Raw genomic sequence first — 17481 nt, 5'->3', positions numbered from 1 at the left:
GTCTAGAGTGTCCTAGGTGACCGACGCCCCACACGCGCTGCATGACAAGCCGGAACCGGTCCCCCTCCCGGAGCCACGGGAGGGAATTCCGCCGGTCGTCGCGGATCCGGAGGGGCTGGCGGAGGTGGTGGCCGCCTTCGCGGGCGGCACCGGACCGGTCGCCGTCGACGCCGAGAGAGCCTCCGGTTACCGCTACGGCCAGCGCGCCTACCTGGTGCAGCTGCGCCGCGAGGGTGCCGGGAGCGCGCTCATCGACCCCATCGCCTGCCCCGACCTCAGCGAGCTGAACGCCGCCCTGGCCGACACCGAGTGGGTGCTGCACGCCGCCCCGCAGGACCTGCCCTGCCTGGACGGCCTCGGCATGCGCCCGACCCGGCTGTTCGACACCGAGCTGGCCGGCCGGCTCGCCGGCTTCAGCCGCGTCGGCCTCGGGCCCATGGTGGAGCACGTGCTCGGCTACGTGCTGGAGAAGGGACACTCCGCGGCCGACTGGTCCACCCGGCCGCTGCCCGAGCCCTGGCTGCGCTACGCCGCGCTCGACGTCGAGGTGCTCGTCGACCTGCGCCACGCCCTCGAGGCCGAGCTCGACCGGCAGGGCAAGCTGCGCTGGGCGCACGAGGAGTTCGCCGCGATCGCCGCCGCCGGGCCGCCCGCCCCGCGCACCGATCCCTGGCGGCGCACCTCCCAGCTGCACAAGGTCCGGCGGCGGCGGCAGCTGGCCGTGGTCCGGGAGCTCTGGTACACCCGCGACCGGATAGCCCGGGAGCGCGACGTCTCCCCCAGCCGGGTCGTGCCGGACGCCGCCCTGGTCTCCGCCGCCCTCGCCATGCCGCACAGTCCGCACCTGCTCGCCGCGATCAACGGCTTCAACCGCATGTCGCGCCGGCAGCTCGACGACTGGCTGAAGGCCATCGAGGACGCCCGGGCCCTGCCGGAGGAGGCGCTGCCGCCGACCACCGCCCCGCAGCAGGGCCCTCCGCCGCCGCGCGCCTGGAACGAACGCGACCCCGCGGCGGCCGCCCGGCTCAGCGCGGCCAAGGCGGCGCTGGGCGAGCTCGCCGAGCGGCACCGGCTCCCCCAGGAGAACCTGATCACGCCGGACACCGTGCGCCGGGTCTGCTGGGAACCGCCGGACGGCGGCGACGAGGCAGCCCTGGCCCAGGCGCTGCGCGACCGCGGCGCCCGGCCCTGGCAGGTGGAGCTGGTCGCTCCGGTGCTGGCCGGTGTCTTCGCGCGGGCGGGGGCGGCGAAGGCGGGCTGACGACCCGCCGGGCCCAGGGGTCCGGCCGTCGACGACACGGCGCACCAGGGGTGGGCGCCGCGGCACCACGCCGCGGCGCCCACCCCCGCGCGCATCCGGGCCCCGGTCCGCCCCGGCTCACCACGACGCGGCCGAAAATCCCCCGCCGGGCACGGTAGGCGAATTGGTTACCCATGAGTAGCATGAGTGCTGACGCCCAGAACCGCGCACTGGAGGAGAGCCACGTGCCTCGTACCGTGAGGGACATCGTCTTCGTCGACGGCGTCCGCACCCCGTTCGGCAAGGCCGGCCCGAAGGGCATCTACCACGAGACCCGCGCCGACGATCTCGAAGTGGCCTGCCTGCGCGAGCTGCTCCGCCGCAACCCGGCGCTGCCCGCCGAGCGCGTCGACGAGGTGGCCATCGCCGCCACCACCCAGACCGGCGACCAGGGGCTGACCATCGGCCGCACCGCGGCGCTGCTGGCCGGCCTGCCCCGTTCGGTCCCCGGCTACGCCGTGGACCGGATGTGCGCGGGCGCCATGACGGCCGTCACCAACGTGGCCGGCGGCATCGCGCTGGGCGCCTACGACGTCGCGCTGGCCGGCGGCGTCGAGCACATGGGCCGCCACCCGATGGGCGAGGGTGTCGACCCCAACCCGCGGTTCGTCAGCGAGCGGCTGGTCGACTCCTCCGCGCTCTTCATGGGCATGACCGCGGAGAACATCCACGACCGCTTCCCGCAGCTGACCAAGGAGCGGGCCGACGCCTACGCCGTGCGCTCCCAGGAGAAGGCCGCCAAGGCGTACGCCAACGGACTGATCCAGGAGGACCTGGTCCCGATCGCGATCCGGCGCAGCGCCGAGACCGCCGAGGCCACCGGCCTGGAGGCCGGCTGGGGCCTGGCCACGGCCGACGAGCCGATGCGCCCGGGCACCACCATGGAGGGCCTGGCGGGCCTCAAGACGCCGTTCCGCCCGCACGGCCGGGTCACCGCCGGCAACTCCGCCGGCCTCAACGACGGCGCCACCGCCTCGCTGATCGCCGCCGAGGAGGTCGCCCGCGAGCTCGGCCTGCCGGTCAAGATGCGCCTGGTCTCCTACGCCTTCGCCGGCGTCGAGCCGGAGGTGATGGGCATCGGCCCGGTCCCGGCCACCGAGAAGGCGCTGGCCAAGGCCGGTCTCGGCATCGAGGACATCGGCCTGTTCGAGATCAACGAGGCGTTCGCCGTGCAGGTGCTCGCCTTCCTGGACCACTTCGGCATCGCCGACGACGACGAGCGGGTCAACCCCTACGGGGGCGCCATCGCCTTCGGGCACCCGCTGGCGTCCTCCGGCGTGCGGCTGATGAACCAACTGGCCCGGCAGTTCCGGGACCACCCCGAGGTGCGCTACGGCCTGACCACGATGTGCATCGGCATGGGCATGGGCGGAACCGTCATCTGGGAGAACCCGCACTTCACCGGTGCGCAGGAGGGCGAGAAGTGAGCCAGCACAACGTCACGGCGGCCGACGTCTTCCCCGACGAGGTCGTCACCTCGGCGCACGTGCGCTTCCTTGACCTGCCCCGGGGCGCCGGCCGCTTCGCGCTGATCACGCTGGACAACGGCCTGGACCACACCAAGCCGACGACCTTCGGACCGCGCGGCCTGGCGAACCTCGCCGAGGCGATGTCCACCGTGGAGGCGGCGGCGGTCGGCGGCGAGATCGTCGGCGTGGGCGTGACCGGCAAGCCGTTCGTCTTCGCCGTCGGCGCCGACCTCAAGGGCATCGGCGTGCTGGCCGACCGCGACCTCGCGGTGTCCATCGGCCGGGCCGGGCACGACGTCTTCAAGCGGCTGGCCGCGCTGCCGGTGCCGTCGTTCGCCTACTACAACGGCGCCGCGATGGGCGGCGGCGTGGAGATCGGCCTGCACTGCACCTACCGCACGGTCTCGGCCGGCGTGCCGGCGTTCTCGCTGCCGGAGGTCTTCCTGGGCCTGGTGCCCGGCTGGGGCGGCTGCACGATCCTGCCGAACCTGATCGGGGCCGACAAGGCCGTCAGCGTGATCATCGAGAACGCGCTGAACCAGAACCGGCAGCTGAAGGGCCCCCAGGTGTACGAGCTGGGGATCGCCGACGCGCTGTTCGAGCCGGCGGACTTCCTGGCCCAGTCGCTGTCCTGGACCGCCTCGGTGATCACCGGCGAGACGGTCGTGGAGCGCCCCGAGGTGGACCGCGGCGAGGCCTGGGACGCGGCGGTCGCCCGCGGCCGGGCCATCGCCGACGCCAAGGTGCACGGCGCCGCCCCCGCCCCGTACCGGGCGCTGGAGCTGATCGACGCCGCCCGGGCCGCCCGGCTCGGTGACGCCGACGGCCTCCAGGTGGGCTTCGACGCCGAGGACGAGGCGCTCGCCGACCTGATCATGAGCGACGAGCTGCGCAGCAGCCTGTACGCCTTCAACCTGGTGCAGCGCCGCGCCAAGCGGCCGGTCGGCGCCCCGGACAAGTCGCTGGCCCGCAAGGTGACCAAGGTGGGCGTGGTCGGCGCGGGCCTGATGGCCTCGCAGCTGGCGCTGCTGTTCGCCCGGCGGCTGGAGGTGCCGGTGGTGCTCACCGACATCGACGCCGAGCGGGTGGACAAGGGCGTCGGCTACGTGCACGCCGAGGTGGACAAGCTGCTGGCCAAGCAGCGGATCGGCCCGGACAAGGCGAACCGCCTCAAGGCCCTGGTGACCGGCTCCCTGTCCAAGGACGCCTTCGCCGACGCCGACTTCGTCATCGAGGCGGTCTTCGAGGAGCTGTCGGTCAAGCGCCAGGTCTTCGCCGAGGTGGAGGCCGTGGTCTCGCCGGAGGCGGTGCTCGCCACCAACACCTCCTCGCTCTCGGTGACCGAGATGGCCGCCGAGCTGCGGCACCCCGAGCGGGTGGTGGGCTTCCACTTCTTCAACCCGGTGGCGGTGCTGCCGCTGCTGGAGGTGGTGCGGGCCGAGCGCACCGACGACGCCTCGCTGGCGACGGCGTTCGCGGTGGCCAAGCAGCTGAAGAAGACCGCGGTGCTGGTCAAGGACGCCCCGGCGTTCGTGGTCAACCGGGTGCTCACCCGCTTCATGGGCGAGGTGCTGGCCGCCATCGACGAGGGCACGCCGTTCGAGGTGGCCGACCGGGCGCTGGCCCCGCTGGGCCTGCCGATGTCGCCGCTGGAACTGCTGGAGCTGGTGGGCCCGGCCGTGGCGCACCACGTGGCCGGCACCCTGCACGGCGCCTTCCCGGAGCGCTTCGGCGTCTCGGAGAACCTCGGCCGGATCGTGGCGGCCGGCCGGCGGACCATCCTGGTGCGCGAGGGTGACCAGGTGCGGATCGACCCGGAGGTCACCGCGCTCTACCAGGCCGGGAACGCGCCGCTGGACGAGGAGCAGGTGCGGGAGCGGGCGCTGCTGGCCATCGCCGAGGAGATCGGCCTGATGCTCGCCGAGGGCGTGGTGGCCGAGGCGCAGGACGTCGACCTGTGCCTGATCACCGGCGCCGGCTGGCCGTTCCACCTGGGCGGCATCACGCCGTACCTGGACCGCGCCGGCTACGCCGAGAAGGCGAACGGCAAGCGGTTCCTGCCGCGCGGCGTGGCCAGCCTGTAGCCGGGCTCGTCCGTCGGGGCCGAGGGCCCGCGTACCCGGTCGGGGGTACGCGGGCCCTCGCCTTGCCCGACGGCGTCCCGGCCCGCGGCGTCCCGTCCGGCGGCGGGAGGCGGGCGGTGGCGCGCAACGGCCCGGGCCGGGAGGCGACCGGTGGCCGCCTCCCGGCCCGGGCTCGGGGGGCCTGGGGGTTGTGGGCGCGGTCAGCGACCGCGGCCGGCCGCCGCCTGGGCGGCGACGGGCTGGTCGTCGAGGGTGACCACCAGCTCCACCACCCGCCGGGAGATGTCGGAGGCGGTCAGGCCGATCTCCTCCAGCAGCTCGCCGCGGGCGGAGTGGTCCAGGAAGCGCTCGGGGATGCCGAAGTCGCGCAGCGGCAGGTCCACGCCGGCGTCCCGGAGGGCCTGGGCGATGGCGGAGCCGACGCCGGAGGTGCGCACGTTGTCCTCGACGGTGACCACCACGCGGTGGCGGGCGGCCAGGCCCGGCAGGGCGGGGTTGACCGGCTTGACCCAGCGCGGGTCCACCACGGTGGAGGTGATGCCCTGCTCGCCGAGGCGCTCGGCGACCTCCAGGCACATCGGGGCGAGCGCGCCCACCGAGACGATCAGCACGTCGGCGGCCGGCTCCCGCCCCTCGGCGGCCGCCTGGTCGGCGCCGCCCGCGGCGTGCAGCAGGTCCATGCCGGCCAGCTGGCCGACGGCGGGCACGGGCGCGCCGACGGCGCCCTTGGAGTAGCGGACCACCGTGGGGGCGTCGTCCACGTCCACGGCCTCGCGGAGCTGGGCGCGCAGCTGGTCGGCGTCGCGCGGGGCGGCGATCCGCAGCCCGGGCACCACCTGGAGGATCGACATGTCCCACATGCCGTTGTGGCTGGGGCCGTCGTCGCCGGTGACGCCGGCGCGGTCGAGGACGAAGGTGACGCCGCAGCGGTGCAGCGCGACGTCCATCAGCACCTGGTCGAAGGCGCGGTTGAGGAAGGTCGCGTAGACGGCGAAGACCGGGTGCAGGCCGCCGGTGGCCAGGCCGGCGGCGGAGACGGCGGCGTGCTGCTCGGCGATGCCGACGTCGAAGACCCGGTCGGGGAAGCGGGAGGCGAAGCCCTGCAGGCCGACGGGCTGGAGCATGGCGGCGGTGATGGCGACGACGTCGGGGCGCTCGGCGCCGATCGCCTCCATCTCCTCGCCGAAGACGCTGGTCCAGTCCTTGCCGGCGCTGGAGACCGGCAGGCCGGTCTCCGGGTGTATGACCCGCACGGCGTGGAAGCGGTCGGCCTCGTCCTGCTCGGCGGGGCGGTAGCCGCGTCCCTTCTGGGTGATGCAGTGCACGATGACCGGGCCGCGGAAGCGGCGGGCGGTGCGCAGCGCCCGCTCCACAGCCTGGACGTCGTGGCCGTCGATCGGGCCGAGGTACTTCAGGCCCAGGTCCTCGAACATGCCCTGCGGGGCGACGATGTCCTTGATGCCCTTCTTCACGCCGTGCAGGGTGTCGAAGATGGGGCCGCCGACGACCGGGGTGCGGCCGAGCACGCCGCGGCCCCACTCCAGGAAGCGCTCGTAGCCGGCGGTGGTGCGCAGGGTGGCCAGGTGGGTGGCCAGGCCGCCGATGGTCGGGGCGTAGGAGCGCTCGTTGTCGTTGATGACGACGACGAGCGGGAGGTCCTTGTCGGCGGCGATGTTGTTGAGCGCCTCCCAGGCCATGCCGCCGGTCAGGGCGCCGTCGCCGATGACGGCGACGACCGAGCGGTCGTCCAGGCCGCGCAGCCGGTTGGCCTTGGCGATGCCGTCGGCCCAGCCCAGCACGGTGGAGGCGTGCGAGTTCTCGATGACGTCGTGCTCGGACTCGGCGCGGGAGGGGTAGCCGGACAGGCCGCCGCGTTTGCGCAGGCGGCTGAAGTCCTGCCGGCCGGTGAGCAGCTTGTGCACGTACGACTGGTGGCCGGTGTCGAACAGGACGCGGTCCCGGGGGGAGTCGAAGACCCGGTGCAGGGCGATGGTGAGTTCCACCACGCCGAGGTTGGGGCCCAGGTGCCCGCCGGTGCGGGAGACCGAGTCGACGAGGAAGGCGCGGATCTCCTCGGCCAGCTCGTCCAGCTGTTCGGGGGTGAGGGCGTCTAGGTCCCGAGGGCTGCGGATTCGGGTCAGCAGGGCCACCCAGTCCTCCTTCGTCGAACGCGGCACGTCCTTGGGCAGGGTTCGTCGGACGCGGGTCCGGGGCTCGCCCCGGCCCACCGAGTCTACGCGTGGCGCCCTGACGGCTGGCGCCCCACCGGAAAGGTGGCAGGTGCCCGACGCCCCTGGAGGCTACTCGCCGGTAGCCCGCGGCGCGACGGGCGGGGAACGGCCCGCCGGGGCCGTTCCCCGCCCGTCGCGTACCCCGCCTGGCGCCTCCCATCCGGACCGGCGTTCCGGTCCGGATGGGAGGCGTCGGGGCGGCGGCGGCATCCGCTGGTGTCAGACGCGTCCGGAGGAGCGCTGGTTCCGCCGGGAGACCGAGTCGATCACCACGGCGGCCAGCAGCACCGCGCCGGTGACCATGAACTGCACCGAGTTGCTGATCCCCTGGAGCGCCATGCCGGAGGCGATGGACTGGATGACCAGGACGCCGATCAAAGCGGAGTACATGCTTCCGCGCCCGCCGAACAAGCTGGTGCCGCCGATGACCGCCGCGGCGATGGCGTTCATCAGGACGGTGCTGGAGCCGGTCGCCTGGCTGGCGGAGAAGATCCGCGAGGCCGCGAAGACGCCGCCGAGCGCCGCCATGGTGCCGCTGATGGCGAAGACGGTCATCCGCACCCGGGCCACCGGGATGCCCGCCCGGCGGGCCGCCTCGACGTTGCCGCCGACCGCGAACACCTGCCGGCCGAAGGTGGTGCGGCGCAGCACGAACTCCATGCCCACCACGACCGCGATGAAGATCACCAGGGCCAGCGGCAGACCCATGTACTGGTTGAGCAGCCAGGCCGCGGCCAGCACCAGCACGGCGAGCACGCCGGTGCGGATCGCGATCTCCTCGGTGCTGCGGGTGGGGATGCCGGCGGCGGCGCGCCGCCGGTTGCCCAGCAGGGACAGGCCGAGGTAGCCGGCGATCACCACGATCGCCAGGCCGTAGGCGGCGATCTGGTACTCGAAGTAGGTGGCGGTGAGCGAGCCCACGAAGCCGTCGTAGGGGAAGTTGATGCTGCCGTTCGGGCCGAGCACGGACAGTTGCAGGCCGTTCCAGCCGAGCATGCCGGCGAGGGTGACCACGAAGGCCGGGACGCCGATGCGGGCGAAGAAGAAGCCGTGCACCAGTCCGAGCACGCCGCCGACCGCCATGGCCGCGATCACGGCGAGCACCGGGTTCACGCCCTGGTTGACGCTGAGCACGGCGAGCACCGCCGCGCACACGCCACTGACCGAGCCGGCCGACAGGTCGATCTCGCCGAGCAGCAGCACCCAGACGATGCCGACGGCGATCAGGCCGGTGGAGACGATGTCCACGCTGAGGTTGGAGAGGTTCTGCGCGGACAGGAAGCGGTCGTTCAGGCCCTGGAACACCGCCCAGATCACGATCAGCCCGATGATGACCGGGATCGAGCCGAGTTCGCCGCTGGTGACCCGGCGGCGGGTCTCCTCGGCCCAGCCGCGCAGGCCGCGCTCGCGGACGACGAGGCGGGGGTCGATCTGCGGGGCCTTGGCGGCCACCGCGGGGGCGACACCCGGCGCCGCCGCGGTGTCCTGGGGGGCGCCGGCGGTGTCGCGCCGGGGCTGGGACGTCTGGCTCACTCGCTTCCCACCTCCGCGGTCCGGGAGTTCGACCGCGCGTGGCGGCGGGTGACGGCGTTCTCGTCGGCGCCGGTGATGGCGGCCACCAGGTCCTCGCTGCGCAGGCCCTCGACGTCGAAGACGCCGTTGTTGCGCCCGAGGCGGAGCACCGCCACCCGGTCCGAGACGGCCAGTACGTCGGCCATGTTGTGGCTGATCAGGATGACCCCGAGGCCGCGGTCGCGCAGCCGCTCCACCAGGTCCAGCACCTGGGCGGTCTGCTCGACGCCCAGCGCCGCGGTGGGCTCGTCGAGGATGACGATCTTCGGCTCGCCGAGCAGCGAGCGGGAGATCGCCACGGTCTGCCGCTGGCCGCCGGAGAGCGAGGCGACCGGGATGCGCACGCTGGGGATCCGGATGGACAGGGTGTTCAGCAGGTCGCGGGAGCGGCGCTCCATCTCGACCTCGTCCAGGACGCCGCCGCGGACGATCTCCCGGCCGAGGAAGAGGTTGCCGACGACGTCGAGGTTGTCGCAGAGCGCGAGGTCCTGGTAGACGGTCGCGATGCCCAGTTCCTGGGCGTCCTGGGGCCGGCCGATGGTGACGGCGCGGCCCTCCCACTCGATGGTGCCGGTGTCCGCCGGGCCGACGCCGGCGATGGTCTTGACCAGGGTGGACTTGCCCGCGCCGTTGTCGCCGACCAGTGCGACGACCTCTCCGGCATGGACCTCCAGGTGGACGTCGGTGAGGGCCTGGACCGCCCCGAACCGCTTGGAGATCCCGCGCAGCGCCAGTACGGGTGCGCTAGTCACTGTTGTTCACCGTTTCTCTTCGCGCCCGCTCCCGGGCAGGGGCGGCCCGCCGCGCGGGCGGCCCCCGACCGGTCAGCGGTGGTGTGGTGGGGTGCGCCCGCGGGCGTCAGTCGAGCAGGCCGGCCTCGCGGCAGGCGTCCTGGTGCGCGGCGTCGCAGATCTCCTCGATGGTCCAGTAGCCGTCGGCGACGACCGTCTCCGCGATGTTGTCTCTGGTCAGCACGGTGGGCGCGATGATGGTCGCCGGGACGTCCCGGGCGGTGGCGTTGTCCACCGTGCCGGTGGCGGTGGTGATCTCCTCGCCGCGGGCCAGCGCGACCGCGAACTCGGCGGCGGCCTGGGCCTCCGGGCGGATCGCCTTGTAGATGGTCATGGTCTGCTCGCCGCTGAGGATCCGCTGGACGCCGGTGATCTCGGCGTCCTGGCCGGAGACCGGCGGCAGCGGGTCGGCGCCGGCGGCCTTCAGGGCGGCGATCACGCCGCCGGCCATGCCGTCGTTGGCGGCGTAGACGCCCACCACGTTCTCCACGCCGGCGGCGGTGATGGCGCCGGCGGCCGAGGTCTGGGCCTGGTCCGGGCTCCAGTCCGGCACGTCGTACTCGGCCGCCACCTGCACGTTGCCGTCCAGCGCCTCGTGCATGCCCTGCTTGAACTGACCGGCGTTGGGGTCGGTGGGCGAGCCGTTGATGAGGATGGTCTGGCCGTCCATCGGGTCGCCGTTGGCCCGCATCGCCTCCAGCAGCGCCTCGCCCTGGAGGCGGCCGATGGCGACGTTGTCGAAGGAGACGTAGGCGTCGATCGGCCCCTCGGCCAGCCGGTCGTAGGCGACGACCGGGACGCCCTGCTGCTCCGCCTTGTTCACCGACGACTCGATGGCCTTGTAGTCGACGGCGTCCAGGATGAGCACGTCCACGCCGTCGGTGAGCATCGAGTCGACCTGCTGCTGCTGCTTGGCCGGGTCCTGGCTGGCGTTTGCGTAGAGGACCTCGCAGTCGGCGCAGAGTTCGGCCACCGCCTCCTCGATGTAGGGGCGGTCGAACTTCTCGTAGCGCGCGGTCTTGGATTCCGGCAGCAGCAGGCCGATCCTGATTCCGTCGGATGCTCCCGACGCGTTAGAAGAATCGTTTCCTCCATCGCCGTTCCCCGCCTGTTCGGCGGTTCCACAGGCGGCGAGGCCGGTGGTGAGCGAGAGCGCGGCCGCGGCCAGCGCGAAACGACGCGTGCGAGTCTTCAACTCAGAAACCTCCCTGACATGGCCGCTTCATCGCGGCGAGGCTGCACGCAGTCAACCTCGCCGCGATGGGGGCGTCAAGAAGTCGAATCCAGCTATCCGAAAATCCGTCCCTCTTGTTATCCAGTCGAAGACTTCAGCCGACTATCCGGCTACGCGGCGTTCACACAGTGGACGGCAGAACGCCCAACATGCCGTCAGAACGGGCGAACAACTGCGAGTCGCTCATCTCGGTCATCACCAGCGCCAGCGCCCCGAGCACCCCGGCGCGCCGGCCGAGCTCGCCGGGCACCACGCTGAGCTGCCGGGCGGCGCTCGGGATCGCGTACCGGGAGACGGACTCGCGCACCGGCGCCAGCAGCAGTTCGCCGGCCTCGGCCAGCTCCCCGCCGATCACCACCCGGCGCGGGTTGAGCAGGTTGCACAGGTGGGCGACGCCCATGCCGATGTGCCGGCCGGCGTCCTGCAGCACCCGCCGGCAGCCCGGGTCGCCCTCCCTGGCGAGCGCCACCATCGAGGCCAGGGTGAGGTCGGTGCCGTGGCTCTCGCTCAGCAGGCCGAGCAGCGCCCGGGAGTTGGTGTAGGTCTCCAGGCAGCCGCGGTTGCCGCAGCGGCAGACCGGACCGGACTCGTCCAGGGTGATGTGGCCGATCTCGCCGGCCGTGCCGCCCGGCCCCCGGTACAGCCGGCCGCCGATCATCAGTCCGGCGCCGACGCCGCTGGCCACCTTGATGTAGGCCATGTCGGCGAACCCCCGGCCGGCGCCCCAGACCAGCTCGCCGAGGGCGCCGAGGTTGGCGTCGTTGTCCACGTGCACCGCCAGCCCCAGCCGCTCGGCCAGCTCCGCCTGCGGCCGCACCCCGGTCCACCCCGGCAGGATCGCGGTGGAGCCCAGCTCCCCGGTGTCGGCGTCGATCGGGCCGGGCAGGCCGAGCCCCACCCCGATCACCCGCTCGGGCTCCACCCCGGCCCGCTCCAGCAGCCGGAAGACCAGCTTCTCGGCCGACTCCAACCCGACCACGGCGGAGGCGTCCACGTCGATCGGCGCCGCCTCCTCGGCCAGCACCTCGTGGGAGAGCGCCCCCACGGCCACCCTCAGGTGCGCGTGGCCGAAATCCACCCCCACCACCACGCCCGCGCTGTTGCTCAGCGACACGCTGCGCGCCCGGCGCCCCCCGGCCGAGGTGGGGCGCACCACCACCGCCCCCGAGGCCTCCAGCTCGCGGACGATGTTGGACACCGTGGCGGCGGACAGCCCGGTGGTCCTCGCGATCTGTGCCTGCGTGGGCGAACCCGCCTGGTACACGGCGCGCAGCACCCGCTCGACATTGGCGCGGTGCAGCGACGACTGGGAGCCCGGAGTCTCCACGGACATGCCTTCACAACCTCTCGTATGCGGCGAGGCCGGAATCCGTCCCGAGACACTCAGGCGGGTACGTGCGCCACGGTGCGGACTCCCGCGCGGGCGAAACCGCTCGGCGGTTCGCTCGCCTACAACTTATGAACACCAAGCTCACCTGTGGTTGAGGAGCGGCGTCAAGAGCCTGAACCATCGGTGAATCGTCGATTTCGCCGGCGCGCCCCCGGCCGCCGGCCCGGTGGCGCGGATCCGGGCGGGGGGAGCGGCCCGGGAGGGGCGCGGGGGCCCTAGAGCCTGGGCCGCCAGCGCACGCCGTTGAGGGCGTCCTCCACCAGCTGGACCTGGCGGGTCAGCGAGACCAGCCGGGCGCCCTCGTGCTCGTAGACGCGCATCAGCTCCTCCACGGTCTGCGGAGGCACGCGCTCGGCCAGCTCCATCCGGGCGGTGGAGTAGCCGCGGCGGGCGGCCTGCACGGCGGACTCGACGTGCTGGCGGGCCATCCGGGCCAGCAGCACGGGGTGGCGGCGCAGCGTGGTGTGCCGGCGGTACTCCGGCGGGCACAGGTCGAACAGCCAGTTCACCGCGGTGCGCTCCCAGTCGGGGGCGCCGGGCGGCCGCACCTGGCGCGGCCAGCCGGGCGGTGTCACCCGCGCCGCATAGTCGTTCATGCGTTCGATTATGTGTGCCGAGCGCCCCCCGCGCACTGTTGATCATGACCGGCACACCCCCGCTGACCTGCGACTACGACGAGCCGGGGAGCGCTGAGGGGGCGTCACCCCGGCTGGCCCGGGCGGCCGTTCCGCCGCGGGGTGGAACTCGGACGGGGCGGCCCCGCGTCCTCCCCCGCAACGCCGGCCAACCGGTGATCAATACCACTTCCCGACGGAACGGAAACCAGATGAGACGCCCCCTGCGCATCGCCACCGCCGCCCTCGCCGTGGTCGCCACCCTCGCGGTGACCGGAGCCAGCCGCGGTGCCGGATGCAGCTTCGGCGGCGGCAGCGGCTCCTCCTCCGGCGCCGCCGACCACGGCGACGCCGGAGGAGGCAGCGGCGGCGGTTCCCAGCGCCACGACGATGACGACGTCGACGTGGACGTCCCCGGCGACGTCACCGGCGACGACCCCGCCGAGGGCTCCGGTGGCGACGCGGGCGGCGACTCCTTCCTCGCCGAGGACGCCTACGACGAGGTGACCATCACCGAGTGCGAGGCGGACAACTTCGACGGCCGGCTGACCGCCGTGGTGGACGTCGAGAACACCGACCCGCTCCCCTACGCCTACGAGCTCCAGGTCGCCTTCCTCACGGACGACGACGAGGAGGTCGCCCGGGGCACGCTGAACACCTCCCTGGACGGCCACGAGTCGGCCGAGGGCCTCGCGGTGGAGGGCGGCTCGGTGGACTCCGACGACGAGGTCTCCGTGATGGTCTGCGAGCTGGTCGGCGCCGAGAAGGAGTAGCCGGCGGGCGCCCGGCGGCGGACGGACGGGGCGGTGCCCCGGGAGCGGACTCCCGGGGCACCGCCCCGTTCACCGGCCGGCGGGCGCGGCCTCGCGCGCCGCGCCCGCCGGCCGCCGGCTCACTTGCGCAGCAGCGAGCGCAGCACGTACTGCATGATGCCGCCGTTGCGGTAGTAGTCCGCCTCGCCGGGGGTGTCGATGCGCACGGTGGCGTCGAACTCGACCTCGCCGGCCTTCACCTTCACCGTCCGCGGGATGCCGCCCTCGTTGAGCGCGGTGATCCCGGTGATCTCGAAGGTCTCCTCGCCGGTCAGACCGAGCGAGTCGGCGCTGGCCCCCTCCGGGAACTGCAGGGGCAGCACGCCCATGCCGATCAGGTTGGAGCGGTGGATGCGCTCGTAGGACTCGGCGATGACGGCCTTGACGCCGAGCAGCGCGGTGCCCTTGGCCGCCCAGTCGCGGGAGGAGCCGGAGCCGTACTCCTTGCCGGCCAGGACGACCAGCGGGATGCCGGCGGCCTGGTAGTTCTGCGAGGCGTCGTAGATGAAGGAGACCGGGCCGCCCTCCTGGGTGAAGTCGCGGGTGTAGCCGCCCTCGGTGCCCGGCGCGATCTGGTTGCGCAGCCGGATGTTGGCGAAGGTGCCGCGGATCATCACCTCGTGGTTGCCGCGGCGGGACCCGTAGGAGTTGAAGTCCCGGCGCTCCACGCCGTGCTCGGTGAGGTACTTGCCGGCCGGGGTGTCGGCCTTGATGGCACCGGCCGGGGAGATGTGGTCGGTGGTGACCGAGTCGCCCAGCTTGGCCAGGACGCGGGCGCCGGAGATGTCGGTGACCGGGTCCGGCTGCTCCTTCATGCCCTCGAAGTACGGGGGCTTGCGGACGTAGGTGGACTCCGGGTCCCACTCGAAGGTGTCGCCGGTGGGGATCGGCAGCGCCTGCCACTGGGCGTCGCCGGCGAAGACGTCGGCGTAGTCCTGGGCGAACATCTCCTGGCCGATGGCGGAGGCGACGACCTCCTCGACCTCCTGCTCGCTCGGCCAGATGTCCTTCAGGTACACCGGCTGGCCGTCGGAGCCCGTGCCGAGGGCGTCGGAGGTGATGTCGATGTCCATCGTGCCGGCCAGCGCGTAGGCGACGACCAGCGGCGGGGACGCCAGGTAGTTCATCTTGACGTCCGGGTTGATCCGGCCCTCGAAGTTGCGGTTGCCGGAGAGCACCGCGGTGACCGCCAGGTCGTTGTCGTTGACCGCCTTGGAGACCTCCTCCGGCAGCGGGCCGGAGTTGCCGATGCAGGTGGTGCAGCCGTAGCCGACGAGGTTGAAGCCGACCTTGTCCAGGTAGGGGGTCAGGCCCGCGCGGTCGTAGTAGTCCATGACGACCTTGGAGCCGGGGGCGAGCGTGGTCTTCACCCAGGGCTTGCGGGTCAGGCCCTTCTCCACCGCCTTCTTGGCCAGCAGCGCCGCGCCGACCATGACGTACGGGTTGGAGGTGTTGGTGCAGGAGGTGATCGCGGCGACGGTGACGGCGCCGTGGTCGATGTAGTACTCGCTCCCGTCGGGGGCGGTCACCTTGGTGGGCTTGCTCGGCCGGCCGGAGACCTTGGTGGCGGTGCCGACGACCTCGTGCAGCGGGTGCTCGCCGTCGACCACGGAGACCGGGTCGGACGCCGGGAACGTTTCTGCGACGCCCTCGTCCACCGAGGTGATGCCGTCCTCGGCGTCGTGGTCGGCGGAGACGTAGGTGAGCACGTCACGGCGGAAGGCGGCCTGGGCCTCGGCCAGCACGATGCGGTCCTGCGGGCGCTTGGGGCCGGCGATGGACGGCACGACGGTGGACAGGTCCAGCTCGACGTACTCGGAGAACTCCGGCTCGACCGACGGGTCGTGCCACAGGCCCTGCTCCTTGGCGTACGCCTCGACCAGCGCGAGCTGCTGGGCCGGACGGCCGGTGAGCCGGAGGTAGTTGATCGTTTCGGCGTCGATCGGGAAGATCGCGGCGGTGGAGCCGAACTCGGGGCTCATGTTGCCGATGGTGGCGCGGTTGGCCAGCGGGACGGCGGAGACGCCCTCGCCGTAGAACTCCACGAACTTGCCCACCACGCCGTGCTTGCGCAGGCGCTCGGTGATGGTGAGCACCAGGTCGGTGGCGGTGGTGCCGGCCGGCAGCTCGCCGGTCAGCTTGAAGCCGACCACCCGCGGGATCAGCATGGAGACCGGCTGGCCGAGCATGGCGGCCTCGGCCTCGATGCCGCCGACGCCCCAGCCCAGCACGCCCAGGCCGTTGACCATGGTGGTGTGCGAGTCGGTACCCACCAGGGTGTCCGGGTAGGCCTGGCCGCCGCGCACCATGACGGTGCGGGCCAGGTGCTCGATGTTCACCTGGTGCACGATGCCGGTGCCCGGCGGGACGACCTTGAACTCGTCGAACGCGGTCTGCCCCCAGCGCAGGAACTGGTAGCGCTCGCGGTTGCGGCCGTACTCCAGCTCCACGTTGCGCGCGAAGGCGTCCGGGGCGCCGAAGACGTCGGCGATGACGGAGTGGTCGATGACCAGCTCGGCCGGGGCCAGCGGGTTGATCCGGGCCGGGTCGCCACCGAGCTCCCGGACGGCCTCGCGCATGGTGGCGAGGTCCACCACGCAGGGCACGCCGGTGAAGTCCTGCATGATCACCCGGGCCGGGGTGAACTGGATCTCCTGGCTCGGCTCGGCCTTCGGGTCCCAGGCGCCGAGCGCCCGGATGTGGTCGGCGGTGATGTTGGCGCCGTCCTCGGTGCGGAGCAGGTTCTCCAGCAGGATCTTCAGGCTGTACGGCAGCCGGGCCGAGCCTTCGACGGCGTCGAGCTTGAAGATCTCGTACGACTCGTCGCCCACGTGCAGCGTGCTGCGGGCGTTGAAGCTGTTCGCGGACACGGCAGTCCCCTTCGTCACATAAGCGCGTACCGACACGATCCTGCCGACTCGACGGGACGGCCACCAGCTGAGGTGTTGCTAAGTTAGGCGACCCTTACCTAAACTTGCGCCGGCTGTCGCGCCGCATATCTCGATGTCGAGATAACACCATAGTCCATGCCCCTCGTGGTATGCGACCGGCGTGCCATGCCGTCAGGCATCCGGCCCATCCGGGCGCGGCGGGCGGGACACCCGGCGCTCCCGGACGGCGCGGACCGACCGGCCGCCGCAGGACGGAGTGAGGATGACCGACCGACTCGATCCGCTGCCCGACGACTGGCGGCGCGCCCTGGCGATCGTCGCCCACCCCGACGACCTGGAGTACGGCGCCGCCGCGGCCGTCGCCACCTGGACCGACGCCGGCCGCGAGGTCGCCTACCTGCTGGTCACGCGGGGCGAGGCGGGCATCGACACGCTGCCCCCGGCCGAGGCCGGCCCGCTGCGCGAGCAGGAGCAGCGGGCCGGCGCCGCCGTGGTCGGGGTGTCCGTGGTGGAGTTCCTGGACCACCGGGACGGGGTCGTCGAGTACGGCCCCGCGTTGCGCCGGGACCTCGCGGCGGCGATCCGCCGGCACCGGCCCGAGCTGGTCGTGACGATCAACCACCACGAGACCTGGGGCCCCGGCGTGTGGAACACCCCGGACCACCGGGCGGTGGGGCTGGCCGCGCTGGACGCCGCCGCCGACGCCGGCAACCGGTGGATCTTCCCCGAACTGCTCCGGGCGGGCCTGGAACCGTGGGACGGGGTGCGCTGGGTGGCGGTCGCCGCCTCGCCCCGACCGACCCACGCGGTGGACGTGACCGGCGGCCTCGAGCGCGCGACCCGCTCGCTGCTGGCGCACCGCACGTACATCGAGGCGCTGACCACCGAGGCTCCCGAGGACTACTGCCGCGCCGTCGTGGAGCAGGGGACGGCCATGGCGGCGCCGCTGTTCGGCGGCCGGCCGGCGGTCGCCTTCGAGCTCTTCGGCCGCTGAGCGGCGGGGCGGACCCGGACGGCACGGGCCCGGCGGCGGGAGGGGAGAACCCCCTTCCCGCCGCCGGGCCCGTCCCACCCGTACGCGCGCCGGCCCGGC

At 73.1% G+C, this 17481-nt stretch carries 12 protein-coding genes; 5 read left to right on the top strand and 7 right to left on the bottom strand.

The features are described 5' to 3' along the window. The first annotated feature begins 16 nt into the window (after positions 1-16). The 3 genes from FHU37_RS00855 to FHU37_RS00845 all read left to right on the top strand — a co-directional run bounded on the left by FHU37_RS00855 (position 17) and on the right by FHU37_RS00845 (position 4853). A complete protein-coding gene (locus FHU37_RS00855) occupies positions 17-1261 on the top strand; it encodes an HRDC domain-containing protein (RefSeq protein ID WP_179812317.1) in 1245 nt (414 codons plus the stop codon). 224 nt (positions 1262-1485) lie between these two features. After that, positions 1486-2727, top strand: coding sequence for a thiolase family protein (locus FHU37_RS00850; RefSeq protein WP_179812316.1), 1242 nt, complete (start codon positions 1486-1488; stop codon positions 2725-2727). Then, on the top strand, positions 2724-4853 hold the full coding sequence (locus FHU37_RS00845) for a 3-hydroxyacyl-CoA dehydrogenase NAD-binding domain-containing protein (protein WP_179812315.1): 2130 nt from the start codon (positions 2724-2726) through the stop codon (positions 4851-4853). The genes FHU37_RS00850 and FHU37_RS00845 overlap by 4 nt, the downstream gene beginning before the upstream one ends. Before the next feature lie 200 nt (positions 4854-5053). On the opposite strand, the gene dxs is transcribed toward FHU37_RS00845, so the two are convergent. The 6 genes from dxs to FHU37_RS00815 form a co-directional block, all read right to left on the bottom strand. Then, complete coding sequence (gene dxs / locus FHU37_RS00840; RefSeq protein ID WP_179812314.1) at positions 5054-7003, bottom strand: 1-deoxy-D-xylulose-5-phosphate synthase; 1950 nt, start codon at positions 7001-7003, stop codon at positions 5054-5056. Positions 7004-7303: 300 nt separating this feature from the next. Then, the gene (locus FHU37_RS00835) at positions 7304-8617 is read right to left on the bottom strand and encodes a sugar ABC transporter permease (protein WP_179812313.1); all 1314 of its coding nucleotides are present in this window, start codon (positions 8615-8617) and stop codon (positions 7304-7306) included. After that, positions 8614-9408: an ATP-binding cassette domain-containing protein gene (locus FHU37_RS00830; protein WP_179812312.1), complete on the bottom strand. Its 795-nt coding sequence runs from the start codon at positions 9406-9408 to the stop codon at positions 8614-8616. Before FHU37_RS00830 ends, FHU37_RS00835 begins: the two co-directional genes overlap by 4 nt. A 106-nt stretch (positions 9409-9514) precedes the next feature. Further along, positions 9515-10642 carry a sugar ABC transporter substrate-binding protein gene (locus FHU37_RS00825; RefSeq protein ID WP_179812311.1) on the bottom strand — a complete coding sequence of 376 codons (1128 nt, stop codon included), beginning with the start codon at positions 10640-10642 and terminating at the stop codon, positions 9515-9517. A gap of 160 nt (positions 10643-10802) precedes the next feature. After that, complete coding sequence (gene rok7B7, locus FHU37_RS00820; protein WP_179812310.1) at positions 10803-12014, bottom strand: ROK family transcriptional regulator; 1212 nt, start codon at positions 12012-12014, stop codon at positions 10803-10805. Between the two features lie 272 nt (positions 12015-12286). Further along, the gene (locus FHU37_RS00815) at positions 12287-12667 is read right to left on the bottom strand and encodes a hypothetical protein (protein ID WP_179812309.1); all 381 of its coding nucleotides are present in this window, start codon (positions 12665-12667) and stop codon (positions 12287-12289) included. A 230-nt stretch (positions 12668-12897) separates the two neighbouring features. On the opposite strand from FHU37_RS00815, the gene FHU37_RS00810 reads away from it, so the two are divergent. After that, positions 12898-13458 (top strand): hypothetical protein, encoded by a 561-nt coding sequence (locus tag FHU37_RS00810; protein WP_179812308.1) that lies wholly within the window; start codon positions 12898-12900, stop codon positions 13456-13458. Between the two features lie 119 nt (positions 13459-13577). On the opposite strand, the gene FHU37_RS00805 is transcribed toward FHU37_RS00810, so the two are convergent. After that, positions 13578-16367: an aconitate hydratase gene (locus FHU37_RS00805; RefSeq protein ID WP_179812307.1), complete on the bottom strand. Its 2790-nt coding sequence runs from the start codon at positions 16365-16367 to the stop codon at positions 13578-13580. Between the two features lie 283 nt (positions 16368-16650). On the opposite strand from FHU37_RS00805, the gene FHU37_RS00800 reads away from it, so the two are divergent. Then, a complete protein-coding gene (locus tag FHU37_RS00800; RefSeq protein WP_179812306.1) occupies positions 16651-17382 on the top strand; it encodes a PIG-L deacetylase family protein in 732 nt (243 codons plus the stop codon). Positions 17383-17481 lie beyond the last annotated feature (99 nt).

The organism is Allostreptomyces psammosilenae (genome assembly GCF_013407765.1).
Classification (GTDB): domain Bacteria; phylum Actinomycetota; class Actinomycetes; order Streptomycetales; family Streptomycetaceae; genus Allostreptomyces; species Allostreptomyces psammosilenae.
This window is presented reverse-complemented; position numbering and strand designations above follow the sequence as displayed.